At 27.7% G+C, this 15,619-nt stretch carries 19 protein-coding genes and 1 pseudogene; 12 read left to right on the plus strand and 8 right to left on the minus strand.

Annotated elements, in window-relative coordinates; genetic code table 11:
- A partial coding sequence (locus tag AVBRAN9334_RS08275; protein WP_336607533.1) for a DNA cytosine methyltransferase occupies window positions 1-816 on the plus strand: 816 nt, incomplete at its 5' end.
- A complete protein-coding gene (locus tag AVBRAN9334_RS08280) occupies window positions 809-2,236 on the plus strand; it encodes a hypothetical protein (RefSeq protein WP_336607534.1) in 1,428 nt (475 codons plus the stop codon). The genes AVBRAN9334_RS08275 and AVBRAN9334_RS08280, both read left to right, overlap by 8 nt.
- A 63-nt stretch (window positions 2,237-2,299) precedes the next feature.
- On the opposite strand, the gene AVBRAN9334_RS08285 is transcribed toward AVBRAN9334_RS08280, so the two are convergent.
- The gene (locus AVBRAN9334_RS08285; protein ID WP_336607535.1) at window positions 2,300-3,484 is read right to left on the minus strand and encodes an HNH endonuclease; all 1,185 of its coding nucleotides are present in this window, start codon (window positions 3,482-3,484) and stop codon (window positions 2,300-2,302) included.
- 77 nt (window positions 3,485-3,561) lie between these two features.
- Between AVBRAN9334_RS08285 and AVBRAN9334_RS08290 the strand changes: the two are divergent.
- Window positions 3,562-3,834 (plus strand): annotated as a pseudogene (locus tag AVBRAN9334_RS08290) (type I restriction enzyme endonuclease domain-containing protein); the annotation flags it as partial.
- A gap of 100 nt (window positions 3,835-3,934) precedes the next feature.
- A complete protein-coding gene (locus AVBRAN9334_RS08295; protein ID WP_336607536.1) occupies window positions 3,935-4,285 on the plus strand; it encodes a hypothetical protein in 351 nt (116 codons plus the stop codon).
- Here the strand turns inward: AVBRAN9334_RS08295 and AVBRAN9334_RS08300 are convergent.
- The gene (locus AVBRAN9334_RS08300) at window positions 4,282-4,611 is read right to left on the minus strand and encodes a hypothetical protein (RefSeq protein WP_336607537.1); all 330 of its coding nucleotides are present in this window, start codon (window positions 4,609-4,611) and stop codon (window positions 4,282-4,284) included. The two genes, AVBRAN9334_RS08295 and AVBRAN9334_RS08300, sit on opposite strands and share 4 nt — an antisense overlap.
- 89 nt (window positions 4,612-4,700) lie before the next feature.
- On the opposite strand from AVBRAN9334_RS08300, the gene AVBRAN9334_RS08305 reads away from it, so the two are divergent.
- Both AVBRAN9334_RS08305 and AVBRAN9334_RS08310 read left to right on the plus strand, forming a co-directional pair.
- On the plus strand, window positions 4,701-4,847 hold the full coding sequence (locus AVBRAN9334_RS08305) for a hypothetical protein (RefSeq protein ID WP_267523356.1): 147 nt from the start codon (window positions 4,701-4,703) through the stop codon (window positions 4,845-4,847).
- A 1-nt stretch (window position 4,848) separates the two neighbouring features.
- Window positions 4,849-4,974, plus strand: coding sequence for a hypothetical protein (locus tag AVBRAN9334_RS08310; RefSeq protein ID WP_275591988.1), 126 nt, complete (start codon window positions 4,849-4,851; stop codon window positions 4,972-4,974).
- 67 nt (window positions 4,975-5,041) lie between these two features.
- On the opposite strand, the gene AVBRAN9334_RS08315 is transcribed toward AVBRAN9334_RS08310, so the two are convergent.
- The 3 genes from AVBRAN9334_RS08315 to AVBRAN9334_RS08325 all read right to left on the minus strand — a co-directional run bounded on the left by AVBRAN9334_RS08315 (window position 5,042) and on the right by AVBRAN9334_RS08325 (window position 7,551).
- Window positions 5,042-6,130: a hypothetical protein gene (locus AVBRAN9334_RS08315; protein WP_336607538.1), complete on the minus strand. Its 1,089-nt coding sequence runs from the start codon at window positions 6,128-6,130 to the stop codon at window positions 5,042-5,044.
- 709 nt (window positions 6,131-6,839) lie between these two features.
- Window positions 6,840-7,109: a hypothetical protein gene (locus AVBRAN9334_RS08320; RefSeq protein ID WP_336607539.1), complete on the minus strand. Its 270-nt coding sequence runs from the start codon at window positions 7,107-7,109 to the stop codon at window positions 6,840-6,842.
- Window positions 7,110-7,209: 100 nt separating this feature from the next.
- Window positions 7,210-7,551 (minus strand): hypothetical protein, encoded by a 342-nt coding sequence (locus AVBRAN9334_RS08325; RefSeq protein ID WP_239803294.1) that lies wholly within the window; start codon window positions 7,549-7,551, stop codon window positions 7,210-7,212.
- A gap of 121 nt (window positions 7,552-7,672) precedes the next feature.
- Between AVBRAN9334_RS08325 and AVBRAN9334_RS08330 the strand changes: the two genes are divergently transcribed.
- Together AVBRAN9334_RS08330 and AVBRAN9334_RS08335 are read left to right on the plus strand one after the other, a co-directional pair.
- A complete protein-coding gene (locus tag AVBRAN9334_RS08330) occupies window positions 7,673-7,951 on the plus strand; it encodes a helix-turn-helix domain-containing protein (RefSeq protein ID WP_336607540.1) in 279 nt (92 codons plus the stop codon).
- Window positions 7,923-8,825 carry a hypothetical protein gene (locus AVBRAN9334_RS08335; RefSeq protein ID WP_336607541.1) on the plus strand — a complete coding sequence of 301 codons (903 nt, stop codon included), beginning with the start codon at window positions 7,923-7,925 and terminating at the stop codon, window positions 8,823-8,825. The genes AVBRAN9334_RS08330 and AVBRAN9334_RS08335 overlap by 29 nt, the downstream gene beginning before the upstream one ends.
- A gap of 13 nt (window positions 8,826-8,838) precedes the next feature.
- On the opposite strand, the gene AVBRAN9334_RS08340 is transcribed toward AVBRAN9334_RS08335, so the two are convergent.
- Genes AVBRAN9334_RS08340 through hemB form a run of 3 tightly spaced genes read right to left on the minus strand, consistent with a single transcriptional unit; the run spans window position 8,839 to window position 12,210 of the window.
- On the minus strand, window positions 8,839-9,879 hold the full coding sequence (locus AVBRAN9334_RS08340; protein WP_336607542.1) for a quinone-dependent dihydroorotate dehydrogenase: 1,041 nt from the start codon (window positions 9,877-9,879) through the stop codon (window positions 8,839-8,841).
- A 10-nt stretch (window positions 9,880-9,889) separates the two neighbouring features.
- Entirely contained in the window at window positions 9,890-11,233 is a 1,344-nt protein-coding gene (gene hemN, locus AVBRAN9334_RS08345) for an oxygen-independent coproporphyrinogen III oxidase (protein WP_214120077.1), read from the minus strand.
- A gap of 2 nt (window positions 11,234-11,235) precedes the next feature.
- Window positions 11,236-12,210 carry a porphobilinogen synthase gene (hemB, locus tag AVBRAN9334_RS08350; RefSeq protein WP_214120078.1) on the minus strand — a complete coding sequence of 325 codons (975 nt, stop codon included), beginning with the start codon at window positions 12,208-12,210 and terminating at the stop codon, window positions 11,236-11,238.
- Between the two features lie 56 nt (window positions 12,211-12,266).
- On the opposite strand from hemB, the gene ribA reads away from it, so the two are divergent.
- The 4 genes from ribA (at window position 12,267) to ccoO (ending at window position 15,619) form a co-directional block, all read left to right on the plus strand.
- Window positions 12,267-12,830, plus strand: coding sequence for a GTP cyclohydrolase II (gene ribA, locus AVBRAN9334_RS08355; protein WP_239803297.1), 564 nt, complete (start codon window positions 12,267-12,269; stop codon window positions 12,828-12,830).
- On the plus strand, window positions 12,823-13,380 hold the full coding sequence (rsmG, locus tag AVBRAN9334_RS08360; RefSeq protein ID WP_214117644.1) for a 16S rRNA (guanine(527)-N(7))-methyltransferase RsmG: 558 nt from the start codon (window positions 12,823-12,825) through the stop codon (window positions 13,378-13,380). Before ribA ends, rsmG begins: the two co-directional genes overlap by 8 nt.
- A gap of 65 nt (window positions 13,381-13,445) precedes the next feature.
- On the plus strand, window positions 13,446-14,915 hold the full coding sequence (gene ccoN / locus AVBRAN9334_RS08365) for a cytochrome-c oxidase, cbb3-type subunit I (protein ID WP_214150150.1): 1,470 nt from the start codon (window positions 13,446-13,448) through the stop codon (window positions 14,913-14,915).
- A gap of 11 nt (window positions 14,916-14,926) precedes the next feature.
- A complete protein-coding gene (ccoO, locus tag AVBRAN9334_RS08370; protein ID WP_214117642.1) occupies window positions 14,927-15,619 on the plus strand; it encodes a cytochrome-c oxidase, cbb3-type subunit II in 693 nt (230 codons plus the stop codon).

A 15,619-nucleotide genomic window follows, 5' to 3' on the forward strand; every position in this document is an offset into this window, starting at 1 on the left:
GCTAGCACTTTGGGGGTGAATAAGCAAGATAAGGATTTGAATGCTGATTTGAGAAATCAGTTGATTGTAGAAGTATTTAAGATTATTGAGCAAAAAGAAATTGATTATATTTTGATAGAAAATGTTCCACGTTATTTAGATGTTTTGATTAAATATAATGATATTGTTAAGCCAACTAAAGAGATGGTATATGAGTTATTTAGCAATAAATATGATATTAAAGTTGATATTTTTAACGCTAAAGATTTTGGAATCCCGCAAAGTAGACCTAGAGCAGTAATAAGAATGTGTAAAAAGCATTTGATTTGGAATGCACCTAAAAAGCAAAGAGAAATAACACTAAAAGAGGCGATAGGACATTTGCCAAGTTTAGAATCTGGCGAGATTTCTAATTTAAAACATCATAGTGCAAAGATGCATAATCCTAGAGAAATATTATGTATGAAACATACTCCATCTGGTCAATCTGCATTTAAGAATAATTTTTACTATCCAAGAAAAGAAAATGGAGATAAAGTAAAAGGTTTTCATAATACTTATAAAAGGATGAAATGGGATGAACCAGCACCCGCTAGAACAATGAATAGTGGAAATATTGGCTCGCATAACAATGTTCATCCAGGTAGAAAACAAGCAGATGGAACATACTCTGATGCTAGGGTTTTAACTCTAAGGGAACTTTTTATAGTATCATCTATAAATCCAGATTGGGATTATCCAGAAGAATATTCAGATACTTTTATTAGGCAAATAATAGGAGAGAGTGTTCCCCCTAAGTTAATGTTTGAAATTTTAAAAGGAATTAGCAATGTATGATAGAAGAAAAGATAATAAATGGATATTACAAAAAAATATCAATGATAAAAAGCTCATTTTGTCAATGGTTGGCTTGTTAACCTCTAATCCTTGTGCTACAGCAGATGATATTTTACAAAAATCAAAAGCTAGTGGGGTTTATAAGGGTAGAAGTGTAAAAGGTTCACCAAGTACATTTGGTGTAAGAATGTCTCAAGTGTGTTTTTATATGTTTGGATATAAAAAGGATAAGGAATTTATACCATCAGTATCCACCCAGTTTTTGTCAATGGGAACAAAAGAGTCAATTGTTGCTTTTATTAATTTATTTAGCATGCAGTACCCACACCCCAATAGTACTATTTCTAGCAATTTTCAAATTTACGTAGGAAGGCTTATAGTAAAGCTTTTGTTAGATGAAAGATTGGATGGTAAGATTTATTATGATGAGTTTGTATGGTTTTTGGTATTTTTAGAAACAATTGATGAAGTTAAATACAAGCAACTTATAAAAGATATTAAAAAGTATAGGGCTTTAACGTTTGATGAGAAATTAAAGTTGTTTCAAAGTGTATATGATTACCATAATGTGTTTTCTAATGCAACCCATGAGGTTCGTAATTATTTTTCTAAAATTTTTACGAGTTTTGGAGTGTTTAAAACATATATTGATAAAAAAAGTTTGAGTTTTGATTTTATACAAGGCAAAGACACTGTTAGAAAATTATTCTACAATTCCTATATTGTATTAAATTCTGATTTGATTGATTATGCAAAGTGTTTAATATCTATACATTCACCTTTTTTAAAACCAAAATTAGAATCAGACTGTATGAATAGAGATGATTGGGTCAGAGAATTATACGAGTTTGATATGTTAGAGTATTTTTATGATATTAAAATTCATAGAAATAGAGTTGAAAAGATAAGAAATATAATAGAATCAATGCCAAAAGAGGCAAAATATGGCAGTAATGATGGAAAAAGCTTTGAGAATATTCTGGGCAATTGCTTTGAGTTATTTAGAGAGGTTCAAAATGTAAGTAAAATAAGTGGTGCTGGCAATACGGATATTTTGTGTAATATTAGTATTAAATTAGATAATTTTAAAGTAAATGTTGATGCAAAAAAACGTAAAGCTGTTTTGGAGGGAATAAACCCAGCAAGAATTGATAAGCACATCAAAAAACATGGCTCTAGATATGCCATCATCGTGGCTTCTAAATTTGCTCGTGGGGTTGCTGATGATATAAATAACTATGCAATTACTCTTGTTGAGGCTGAAACTTTGGCAAATTATTTATTGAAAGAATGTTTATCATCAGAAGATGGACAAGCTGATTTTTGTAAAATTAATGAAATTATCAATAAATCTTATGGAAAAGACATAACAAGAGAAATAAACTCTTTGATTGTAGAAAAATATTCTGTAAAATTATAAATTATTTTTTAGTTTATAATTACTTAAGTGTTTACATCACATTGTAAGCACTTTTTGTTTAAATTATTTTATATTGACATTAACTATGGTAGGGTTATTATAGGATAAATTGATTTTTTCATATTTATGGTTCAAATTTTGAAGAATTAAGCATTCTAGTTCTTGTTCTAGATTTTTACTTAATACGTATTCATAATCCTTGCTAAAAGGTATCATAAATATGTATGAAAAATAATATAACCCAAATGTACAAAATGCAAAAGGTAAGCCATTATCATCATCCTTCCTTATAAAAATTTGTATATCTAAAAAGTCATTTTTTTTACCATGGTTTAATATGAAAATATTTGGAAGGTTTATTTTTTCACAATTATCTTGGTTTATCCATTTAATTGTTTCTTCAAAAAAGTTTAGATATTTTTTATCTGTGATACTTAAAGCAAATTTACATAATGCTTTATATATATTTTGAGGTGTTATTTTAACGGAATCAATAAGTTGTGTTTGTTCGCTATTCAAGTCTTTCGTGGTAGATTGCATGTTAAAGTCTTTGGAATAAAAACTTAAATTTGTAAGTTTTGGCAATTTTCCATTTTTATTTTTTACATTACATAGAAATCTATCTATATTATGGAAAATAGCAAATTCATTTTCTATTTTTGAAAATTTAGTATTGCATATATCGCATTCCTCGTTGAGTATTATTTTTTTATTGCCGAGTGATTCTGATATAGCATGAGCTTTGTTGTTAAAAGTAACTTCTGGTGTTTGTTTTCCACAAAATCTACATATTCTATTACCTTTAAATGATTCCCCTATTTTACAAGATTGTTCTGTTGTTATGGAAACTATATCATATTTGGTTAATATTTCTTGAATTGCTTTTATATTATTATTAAACAATGTGTTATCAATTTCGTTTCTTCTTATTAATTCTAATTCCACTTGATATTCATCACATATATCTTGAATTTCTTTTTCACATACATAAAACCATTCATTTTCTTTTAGATTTTTAAAAAATGATTTTATTTGATTTATTTTCTTGTTCTTTTTTTCATATTTATCAACCAGTGCTTCAATTTTTTTTGCCATATCATTATTGTACTGTTGATATTTGTTAGCTAATTTAAATGGTTTAGAAGCTGGAATTAAAGCACTTTGAAAACATGATAAAAAATCATAGTGAAAAGAAACATCTTCAGTTGTAAAACATATGCTAGGATAGTTCATAGTTTTTATATACATAAAATATCCTTTAAGTTAAAATTACATTGTATTGTATCGTATTTTTGCTAAATAAATACAAGAAATATAAGTATTAATATGCTTTTTACTCAGCACTTGCTTGTAATGATGAGTATGAAAAAATCTTAGGAAATGAAAAGCTTTTAGCTCTTGTTAGCGAGATACTACAAATCATCAAAAACAATGCAAGTATAGACTGGATGATAAAAGAAAATGTAAGAGCAAGGCTAAGAGTAGCTGTAAAAAGAGTGCTCAATAAATACGGCTATCCACCTGATATGCAACAGCTAGCGATTGATGGGGTTTTAGCTCAAGCTGAGATTTTGGCTATTGAATTAGCTAACGAGTAGAGTTTAATATTTTTTGTGTAGGATTATCGTTTTTATAATATGCTATTAATTTATATTTATAATATTTTTAACTATATAATATTATATTTAAGGAGAATAGATGAGTAATAAAACTAGCAATAAAGGTGATATTATTAGCGGAATATTAGGAATTGGAATTTTTGTTGGTGGTGGTGCTTTAGGGCATAGTTATTTTTTCTCTAGTGAAGATATAGCTAAGCTTGAAAGACATATTAGCAATTTACAATATGAAAATAGAATTTTAAGTAAGCGATATTCAATAGAAAAGGAATATTATTTAATTAATAGTTGTGTGGATAAAAAAACTAGAACTAGCTATTTGTATAAAAAAGAACAACTTGAAAAAGAATGTTTTCAGTCTTTAAAAAACATTGAAAATGATATAAAAGAAAATAATTTAACCACAGAATATACAAAACGGTATTTTTAATCTTTATAAAAAAAATTATAAATATCTTCTCCTAAAATTTCTTTTCTATATGAATGCTTATCATATTTTGAAGATAAGTATTCATACCATTGTTTTAATTCTTCTAGCGTTTTATCACTTGTTTGTTTATTATTATTTAATGTTTCGCTTAAAGTTTTTCTAAATCTATTTTTAAATTTAGAAACTTCTTTTTCATTATTGTGTGTATCTGCGTATATGCAATCTGATATTTCACTTGCTATGTCTTCTTGTTTTTTTCCACTAGTTTTAATTAATTCTTTTATTTGATAAGCATAGTTTTTTGCTATTTTTTTATTTTTATTCATTTTTTCTCTTAATTCACAGGTATTCACAAGTCATTATTATATCATTTTGTAAGTTTTGCAAAACTAAAATAATTTTTAAGGAGAACGCGATGAGTAAAAACGCGATGGATAAAGAAGCAGCAGCAAGAATTCAATCAAGCGAAGCTAAGAGAAATGGTGGTATTGTAAGCAAAGATAGTTTTGCAGCAAGAGCTCAAAGAGCAGCTAATAAAAATAGCAATAAAAAAGGAGAATAAAATGGCAATGTCTCAAGAAGAATTAGATTTATGGTCAGATATTAATAATCCAAATAACGATGCTTGTATGGATGATTGGGCTGATGCACATAATCCAAATAATGAAGATTATTTAGGTGATGATTAATATATTTAGCTAGCCTATAGGCTAGCTTTGTAATAATTGAATATAATTAGATTGTTATTTTCAAATTCTAGTTATTTTTTGTAGTGCTTTCTTCTTTTTTATTCTCTTTAGATTTTTCTAAATCTTGTTCATTTTGTTCTTTGCTTTCGTTGTTTGTTTTATTGCTACCATTTTCTGTATTAGTAACATTTTGCTTTTTACCATCTCTTATTATATGAATGTCTTTTTTGATAAATTCAACTCTTATGCTTTTTTCACAATCTTTTTCTAATGTTTTACCTATCTCTATATTTTCACTACATAATTCCACATAGGCAATATCTCCTAAAGTTGATAATACTTTCACATCTTTTAGCTCGATATGTTCGCCTTTATAGTGATAATTTTTTGTATATTTTTCTTTTTTATCTTCTATATCTATAATATCCTTTATAAAGCTATTTTTATCAACAATTATTGTAGCGTTGTATTCTCCCATTCCTGACATTCTTGTAGTGTTATAATCTGTGGCTAAAAATACACAAAAAATAATAATGATGCTTATAAATCTAAACTGATTATATTTTTTAGTTTTATTCAATAAAATAAAGTAAGACGATATAATGATAAAAATAAAATATACAAAGCAAATAAATTTAAAAAAATTAAAATCTTTTATTGAGAATAATAAAACTAATGAGGAAAAAATATAGAGATATGCAATCGCAAATATAAATACTATCAAGTCAAGAACCGTGAATTTAGGGCTAAATTTTTTTGTTATGATTGCTAATTCAATAGGAATGTATAATAAAAACATATATAATATAACATATATTATGTTTGAAAAGCCAAATGTTATAAATTGTTCAAATGTTAAATCTACTTGGTAGTGTAAATCTAATACATAAAATTTACCATAGTTTAATGTTGAGCCAGCAACTAGCAAAAATAATAAAATTTGCCCTAAAGCAAGAGATATTTGTCCGTATTGTTTAATATTGTTATATATTCGTCTTTTTGTTATCTTGTTAGTTTGAAAAAAATCGTCATTATTTTGTTCTTTTATTATATGCGTTGCAAGTTTTTCTTGTATCCATTTGCAGATTTTTTTCAAAAATAGAAAAATACTTTTAAATATTTCTATAGTTTTGTTTTTGTATTTTTTTATATTCATTTTCAACCTTTAAATATTTTTTTATATTGTAGCAGATTAATATATTGTGAATTTTATTTGGTTATTGTTTGTGAAGTAAATGCAATAATACTTTTTACAAAAAAGTAAGAAAATGTATTTTGTAATTTTAGAATCGTTAGTCAAAATTCAAATTCTATATAAATTTGTAGTTTTATATTTTGATAATTTTTATAAATTCTTTTGCCATCTTTTTAATTTAAAAATTAATAGTAAGAATTGATGAGGTTTTGAAGTTTAAAAGAATTTGTATAAAAGATTGGCTAAAAACATAAAAAAGCTTTTAATGGTGATTTAGTGTAATTTAGGAAAAGTATCTTAGAATTTGATTTAAATTCGTTAAAAAACACAAATTGTAGTTAAAAAATAATCGTAAGTGCAGTCAATAAAATAAGGCTATTTGATAATTATTATAAAAAATTTTTCTAATAAATTTAGCTAGATTTTTATAACAATGAAATGATTAAAACCTTTAATAATAAAAGATAAATATTCAATAGCTACAACACAACATAGATTTATTAATGCTTACTTATTAATTATGTTCTAAAAATGAAAATATATTTGTGGGCTAGTAGTAAGAAGTTATTTTTTTAATAATTGTTTTAGTAAAAAATCTGTATTAAAATACTTGTATGGATACCATTTATCAATACTATAAAATATAAAATTTGGCTTTAAAAGCCAAATTTTAGTTTTGATTTTTGCTGTGGTAATAATATAAATATATTAATCCAATAGGAGCAATAACAATAGACAATATCCAACACAAAAGCATTATCCAAATTTTAATAAACCAATATATTAAAAATAATTTGCCTTGAAAGAAAAATACATTATTTCCCATAATAAAATTCACAATACTTTCATAAACAAACCTTGAATATGGATAAAGTAAAGCATTAATAATACCAACAAAAATAGGAGCAACTATATTACCGCTTGAGTTAGCTACTAACATAAAAATAAAACAGATATTACAATGCCAAAAATAAATACCTAAAATAATAACTAGGATTAAGCTCTGCAAATGTTTTATTAAAACAATCTTTTATAATTTCTTATCTTAATAATGGATTATTGCTTTTTGTTTTAGCTTTTAATTTTTTAATTACTATGCCTTTTTTGTTGATACAAAAAACATTAGAATCATTTATATTTGGGCTAAAAGAACTAATCTTAACGAAATCATAATGCCACATTTCGCATTCATTAGAAGAACTAATTCTGCTAGGTGCTCCGAATTTCTCTTCCAAATCACTTTTGCTAGATTTGTTAATCACAATGCTATCAAGCTCATCTTGGGTAATCTTAGTGCCTTCAGTATAGGTTGTGAAATTATCAATAGCAGCACAAGAGCTAAAAGCTAATGCAACTAATGAAAACAAAAATAATTTTTTCATTTTTTCTCCTTAAATAAATTTAAAAGCAAATTTATCATAAATAAATTAATTTATCCTATAGGATATAGATTTTAAATTTTTATATCGTTTAAATTATTAGATTTTACCTATAGGATAATGTATGAAAAACACTGAAGAAATAGAAGAATTTTATAAATTAGTATCAAGTAATGTTAAAAAATTTAGAACCGAAAAAAACATAAGCCAACTAGATTTAGCCCTAAGTATAGGCATAAAATCAATTGCCTTTTATTCAAATTGTGAAAACAACAAAAACGGCAAACATTTTAACCTAGAGCATATTTATAATATTAGCAAGGTTTTAGGCGTTGATATTTGCGAGTTGTTAATGGGGGGGGGGGGTATACAAAATGAATTGCATAAAAGAAGCTTTGATTAATGTAGCTAATTTTAATTTAAGAGCTACTATGAGTAGGTGTTCGTATGCCTTTATGATTTTTGTTTTTCCGATTTTAGCATTTGGCTTGTTTTATTGTTTGATAGAGTTTTCAAGATTTGTGCGTTTAGTTTTAGCTAATAATGTAGATTTTACTTTTATTAAAAATGATTTTATGAGTTATTCTCAAATTGTTTTTCAGGGTTTATATGCTAATTTTTATCTTGCTATTGATTTTATACTAATTCTTAGCACTTTACAAAGGCTTAATTCAATCACAAAAAATAAAATAATCAAAACTATCATTGTAATAATAGCGTTTTATCTTATTGATTATTATTTAGTATGCTTTCATTGGCTTAGGGTTTATTTAGAAGATAATTTTATGCTTTCAATTAATTATAAAGCCATTGGTTTTATTATTTTTTTCATACTTGCACTGATTTTATCAATGATAAAAGAAAGGCATTTTAATGAGATTACTCCAAAACGCTCTTTAGCTTATTTTTTAACTTTAGATTTTAGCTCAATTGCTAGTAAGACTAATTTGATAATACCTTTTAGTTTTTATCTTGGTATTACTATTGTTTTAACTATTTTTATCGTTGGAATAGTGTTTATAATGGCATTAACTGAACTTAGCATAATAATAATGCCTATTATTTATATTGATATATTTTATTTATTAAATCACTATAAATCAAACATTAGAGCAATTACAAAAATAATCACTCTAATATCTTTTATAGCTTTTTATATTCAAATTATTTGCTTTGATAGAAGCGGTATTTTTTATGAATATATGAATAGATTATTTTTACTTTCATTTATTTTAGTCTATATTCTAGCAATGCGAAAAATCAAGAATTTGAAATAGGAATTTCAAATTCTTATAATTCTACGCCGATGGCTTGATTAATTGAGTTTAAGCCATCGTTTTCTATTAATTTTGTAAGCTCATCATTTATATTTCTAGCAATTCTAGGTCCAACGAAAATCATAGATGAAAGCACTTGAACTAAACTAGCACCCCATTTTATACGCTCATAAGCTTGAGCTGCGTCAAATATCCCGCCACTACTAATAATTATGCCTTTTTTATGCACGCTTGGTGCGATTGCTTTTAGCATATTTAAAGACTTTTCGGCTAATACTTTACCACTTAAGCCGCCAACCTTGGTTAAATCAGGCTTTTTGCTAAGCGAATAATCTTGCGTAGTATTGCTTAAAATCACTCCGCAAGCATTAGCATTTAAAGCTGTTAGACTTAATTCAGTAGCCAAGCCAAAGTCCATATCAGGAGCAAATTTTATAAATTTTGGCACATCATTAATAGCATTTAGTCTAGTAAAAATTTCTTCAATAAATTTAGCATTTTGTAAATCTCTTAGATTTGGAGTATTAGGCGAACTTATATTAATTACAAAAGCGTCTGCATAAGGCTTTAGCTCACGAACTAAAATCTCATAATCATTTATCGCTTCTTCATTAGGTGTAACTTTATTTTTACCTATATTTATAAAAATCGGAGGTAGTTTTGAGAAATTCTCACGCATTAAATTTGCTTTTGCAACTTCTACGCCATCATTATTAAACCCCATTGCATTGCGAATGCTAAGCTCATCTACTAATCTTTCAATTCTTGGGCGAGGATTACCTGGCTGAGCCTTAGGAGTGATTGCTCCGACTTCAATGAAACCAAAGCCAAGATTTGCTAAAGGAGCTACCACTTCAGCATTTTTATCAAATCCTGCTGCAAGTCCAATAGGATTAGAAAATTTCATATTGATTAATTCATTTTCTAAATTCTTATAAGTTTTTTTATAATCAACTACTTTTAAAAATCTTTGAGTTTTAAGAGCTTTGATTACTAAATGGTGCATATCTTCAGGGTCAAACTTAAATATAACTTTTTTTGCTAATTCATACATTTACTTACCTTTATAATGTTTTTGAAAAGGTCTTTTCACCTTTATTTTTCATATAAGCATCAAATCCCATACAAATATTACGGATTAATAATGTGCCTGTTTCATTTACTTTTATTTCATCATCACTAATTTGTAAAAATTCAGCATAAGTTTTTAAATACTCTTTTGCATCGTTAAAATAATCCCAAAATACTATTTTAAATTCTTTTTCAATTTCTTTAATATTAAGACTAAAATTAGCCATTAAGCTCATTATTACAGCTTTTCTAATTAAATCATCATTATTAAGTTTAATTCCCCTATGAAATGGTAATTTGCCATTATCAATAGCTGCTTCATAAAGGTTTAAATCTTTATAATTTTGTGCGTAATAATTAAGTCCTTCTCCAATACTAGTAAGCCCAACGCCAACTAAAATAGCCCCACCTTTTGTAGTATATCCTTGAAAATTCCTATGAAGTGTGCCATTTTCTAAAGCCTTAAATAATTCATCATTTGGTTTAGCAAAATGATCCATTCCTATCATTTTATAGCCATTTTCGCCTAAAAATTTCGCAGTATGTTTTAGAATTTCTAACTTAGTTTTAGCTTCAGGAATAGTGCTTTCATCAAATTTTCTCATATTCTTTTTAATCCAAGGCACATGAGCGTAATTAAATACAGCAAGTCTATCAGGATTTATTTTTAAAATTGTCTCAAGCGTTTTGCTAAATGAATTTAAATCCTGATAAGGAAGTCCGTAAATTAAATCAGTATTTATGCTTTTTACCCCATTTGCTCTTGCTAGTTTTACTGCATTTTCTGTAATTTCGTAAGGTTGAATTCTATGAATTTCTTTTTGCACTTTAGGGTCAAAATCTTGCACTCCAAAGCTAATTCTATTTATGCCGTATTTTGCAAATACGCTCATTTGTTCAACATTTAAAAATCTAGGGTCAATCTCACAAGAAAGCTCACTATCAGGTAAAAACTCAAATATTTCATTAATTTTTTTAAGCAAGATTTCAAGTTGAGCTGCACTAAAAAATGTAGGCGTTCCACCGCCAAAGTGCATTTGAATAGCTTTTTTTGTCTTAAGATGAGTTTTTAAAATATCAAGCTCTCTTAAAATATAATCTAAATACCTTTCTTTTTTATCTTCATTAGCTGTATAAATTACATTACAGCCACAAAAATAACAAGCCGAACGACAAAACGGCAAGTGAAAATAAAGCGATAAAGGCTTATTCTCGTTACTTTCTAAATCTTTTATAAAATCATCATATTTATAATCTTCACCAAACTCAATAGCTGTTGGATATGAAGTATATCTTGGGCCACTTGTTTGATATTTTGCTAATACACTAAAATCCATTTTTATCCCCTTAACATTTCGGCTAATTCTTTAGCGTGATAAGTGATTATTAGTTTTGCACCCGCTCTTTTAAAACTAATCATAGTTTCCATTAAGATTTTTGGATAATCTACAAGCCCAGCTATTCCAGCGTTTTTAAGCATTGAATACTCCCCGCTTACATTATAAACACATAGTGGAAGTAGTGAGTTTTGGCTAATTTCTTTAACTACATCTAAATATGCTAAAGCAGGTTTTACCATCAATATATCAGCACCTTGTTTTTCATCTTCTAAGCTTTCATTTAAAGCTTCTTTTCCGTTTGCATAATCCATTTGATAAGCTTTTCTATCGCCTTTTTTAGGAGCTGAATTAGCCACATCACGGAAAGGTCCATAGTATGCACTTGCGAATTTGGTTGAATAAGCCATAATAGGTAAAGTATCAAAGCCATTTTCATCTAAAGCAGTTCTTAAAGTTTTTATTATTCCGTCCATCATTCCGCTAGGTGCAATCATATCAACTCCAGCTCTAGCCATTACTAAAGCTTGTTTGCTAGAATTTAAAAGCGTAATTTCATTATTTAAATATCCATCTTCATCTAATACCCCGCAATGTCCGTGGTCTGTATATTCACAAAAGCACAAATCTGCAATTAAATATAAGCTATCGCCAAAACGCTCTTTAATAGCTCTAATAGCACGAGCTATAAGCCCATTATCACTCATTGCATCACTTCCGCAACTATCTTTTGCACTTTCATCTAATACGCCAAATAATAAAATACTCTTAATTCCAAGCTTTAAACATTCATTGCATTCTGCTAGTAATTCATCAAATCCTAATTGATAAACTCCTGGCATTGATTTAATCTCAATTTTTGCACTTTTTTTATCTACTACAAATAAAGGGTAAATCAAATCGTTTAAGCTAAGTTGGTTTTCCTTTACTAAATCCCTAATTATAGGGCTTTTTCTAAGTCGTCTAAATTTACGCACACTAAACTCCTTTTTTTGTATAATTAAGGCTAATTAAATCAAAAAAGAGTTAAACAATGTTAGTTGAAATTTCAAAACAAGCAAATTTACCTACAAGATTTGGAAATTTTATTATCCAATCTTTTAAAGAAAACGAAAAAGAGCATTTAGTGATTATGAAAGGCGAAATTAGTGATGAGATTAATGTTCGCATACATTCTGAATGCCTTACAGGTGATGCTTTAGGTTCGCTTAAATGCGATTGTAGAGACCAATTAAAAGCATCTTTAAGATATATTGAAGCAAATGGCGGAATGGTTATTTATCTTCGTCAAGAAGGTCGTGGAATAGGTCTATTTAATAAAGTAAATGCTTATAATTTACAAGATAATGGATTTGATACACTTGAAGCGAATTTAAAACTAGGCTTTAAAGATGACGAAAGAGATTATAAAATAGTTGATTTTATACTTGAATATTACAAAATTAAAAGCGTAAGATTGCTTACAAATAATCCTTTAAAATTAAAAGCTATTAGTAAAGATGTAAAACGCATACCATTAATAATGCAAAGCAATGAATACAATAAACAATATCTAAAAGTTAAATCTTGCAAAATGGGGCATATGCTAAATGAATAATGAATTTTTAGCTTTTATAAATTCATATGAAGATGAATTAAAAAAATACAATAAAGTTCATAATATTACAAGATTAAAAGATATAAAAGCAGCAGCACTTGATAGTATTGAAATACTTAATTTCGTAGAATTTAAATCAGGAATTAATATAGCAGATATTGGCTCAGGTGCTGGTTTTCCTGCTATATTTTTAGCTTTTTTAAAAAGAGATTGTAATTTTTATTTGTATGAGCCAAGTTATAAAAAATCAGCATTTTTATCGCTAATTAAAGCTAAGTTTAATTTAGATAATGTGTTTATTAAACCTATAAAAGTTGAATGTGAAAAAGACTTAAAATGCGATTTGATAACTTCAAGAGCTTTTGCAAAAACAGAACTAATTGTTACTTTATGTAATGATATAACCAATGATAATACGAAATTTATTTTATACAAAGGCTCATTCGTAAAAGATGAGCTAGATTGCTTAAATGAATATAAATTACACGAGAGAAATAATAGAATTTTTTTAGAATTTTATAAAAAAGATTTCAAAATTATTACAAATTAAGCTTAGTTTATTTTTTTTAAGATTATAATTAGCAGATTATTTTAATTTCTATTTAAGGAGCAGTTATGGCAAATCCATCGCAAAATCTTGGCTATGATTATACCGTAGCTAAGTGGTTTATGTTCGCATGTATTTTGTTTGGCATAATCGGTATGGGAATTGGAACTTTAATCGCGTTTCAATTAGCATTTCCTGAGCTAAATAATATTGCAGGTGAATATTCTACATTTGGCCGCCTAAGACCACTTCATACAAACGGAGTTGTTTATGGCTTTATGCTTTCAGGTATTTGGGCTACTTGGTATTATGTAGGTCAAAGAGTTTTAAAAGTTTCATTAAGAGAATCAAAATTCTTAATGTTCATAGGTAAAGCTCATTTTATAATCTTTATGATTACTATATTATTAGCTGTTGTAAGTCTTTTTGCTGGTGTTACAACTTCAAAAGAATACGCAGAACTTGAATGGCCTTTTGATATAGCAGTTGTTGTTATTTGGGTTTTATGGGGTATGGGAATTTTTGGACTTATTGGAATTCGCCGTGAAAAAAGTCTTTATATTTCTATTTGGTATTACATTGCGACATTTTTAGGTGTAGCAATGCTTTATTTATTTAATAATATGGAAGTTCCTACAAAATTAGTTACAGGAATGGGTTCTTGGCTTCATTCAGTATCTATGTATGCAGGAAGTAATGATGCTTTAATTCAATGGTGGTGGGGACATAATGCGGTTGCTTTTGTTTTCACGGTTGCAATTATTGCTGAAATATATTATTTCTTACCAAAAGAAAGTGGTCAGCCAGTATTTTCTTATAAATTATCACTATTTTCATTCTGGTCTTTAATGTTTATATATTTATGGGCAGGCGGACACCATTTGATTTATTCAACCGTTCCTGATTGGATGCAAACAATGGGTTCAATTTTCTCTGTTGTATTAATATTACCAAGTTGGGGTAGTGCAATCAATATCTTACTTACAATGAAAGGTGAATGGCACCAAGTAAAAGAAAGCCCATTAATTAAGTTTATGATTTTTGCTTCAACATTTTATATGTTCAGCACACTTGAGGGTTCAATTCAATCAGTTAAATCAATCAATGCTCTAGCACACTTTACAGATTGGATTCCAGGACACGTGCATGATGGAACACTTGGTTGGGTAGGATTTATGACTATGGCTGCAATTTATCATATGACTCCAAGGGTATTTAAAAAAGAGATTTATAGTAAAAAAATTATGGAATACCAATTTACTATCCAAACTTTAGGAATTGTATTATTCTTTAGCTCAATGTGGATTGCTGGAATTACTCAAGGTATGATGTGGAGAGCTTATGATGATTATGGAACTCTAACTTATTCATTTATTGATACTGTTATAGCACTACATCCTTATTTTATAATAAGAGCTATTGGTGGTTTATTATATTTAATAGGATTTTTTATGTTTGCTTATAATATTTATAAGTCAGTTACTTCAAGCAGAAGCGTTGAAGTTGAACCAAAATCAGCAAGTCCAATGCAAGCGTAAGGAGGTAAAAAATGTTTAGTTGGTTAGAAAAAAATCCTTTCTTTTTTGCGGTATTTGTATTTGTTGTTATTGCTTATGCTGGTGTTGTAGAAATTCTACCTGCATTTAGTCCTAACGCTAGACCAATTGAGAGTAAAAAGCCTTATACAGCTTTAGAACTTGCAGGTCGTCATGTTTATATTAAAGAGAGTTGTAATGCTTGCCATTCGCAATTAATTCGTCCATTTAAAGCAGAAACAGATAGATATGGTGCTTATTCAAAAGCAGGTGAATATGCTTATGATAGACCATTTTTATGGGGTTCAAAAAGAACAGGTCCTGATTTAATGAGAGTTGGTAATTATAGAACTACTGATTGGCACGAAAATCATATGAAAAAACCTGTTTCTGTAGTGCCTAGTTCAATTATGCCTGAATATCCACATTTATTTAAAAAGAATTCAGATTTAGATACAGCTTATGCTGAAGCTTTAACTGTTAAAAAAGTTTTCAATGTTCCTTATGATGAAGAAGGTTATCCAAAATTAGGAACTTACGAAGACGCTCGTAAAATGATGGTAGAACAAGCTACACCTATTGTTGATGCAATGAGCGATGAAGAAGTAAAACAAGCGTTTGAACCTTGCCGTGCAAATGCACTTGATAGTAAATGCGAAATTAAAGAAATAGTTGCATTGATTGCGTATTTAAATAGCTTAAAGTAA

Source organism: Campylobacter sp. RM9334 (assembly GCF_020138145.1).
In the GTDB taxonomy this organism is placed as follows: domain Bacteria; phylum Campylobacterota; class Campylobacteria; order Campylobacterales; family Campylobacteraceae; genus Campylobacter_E.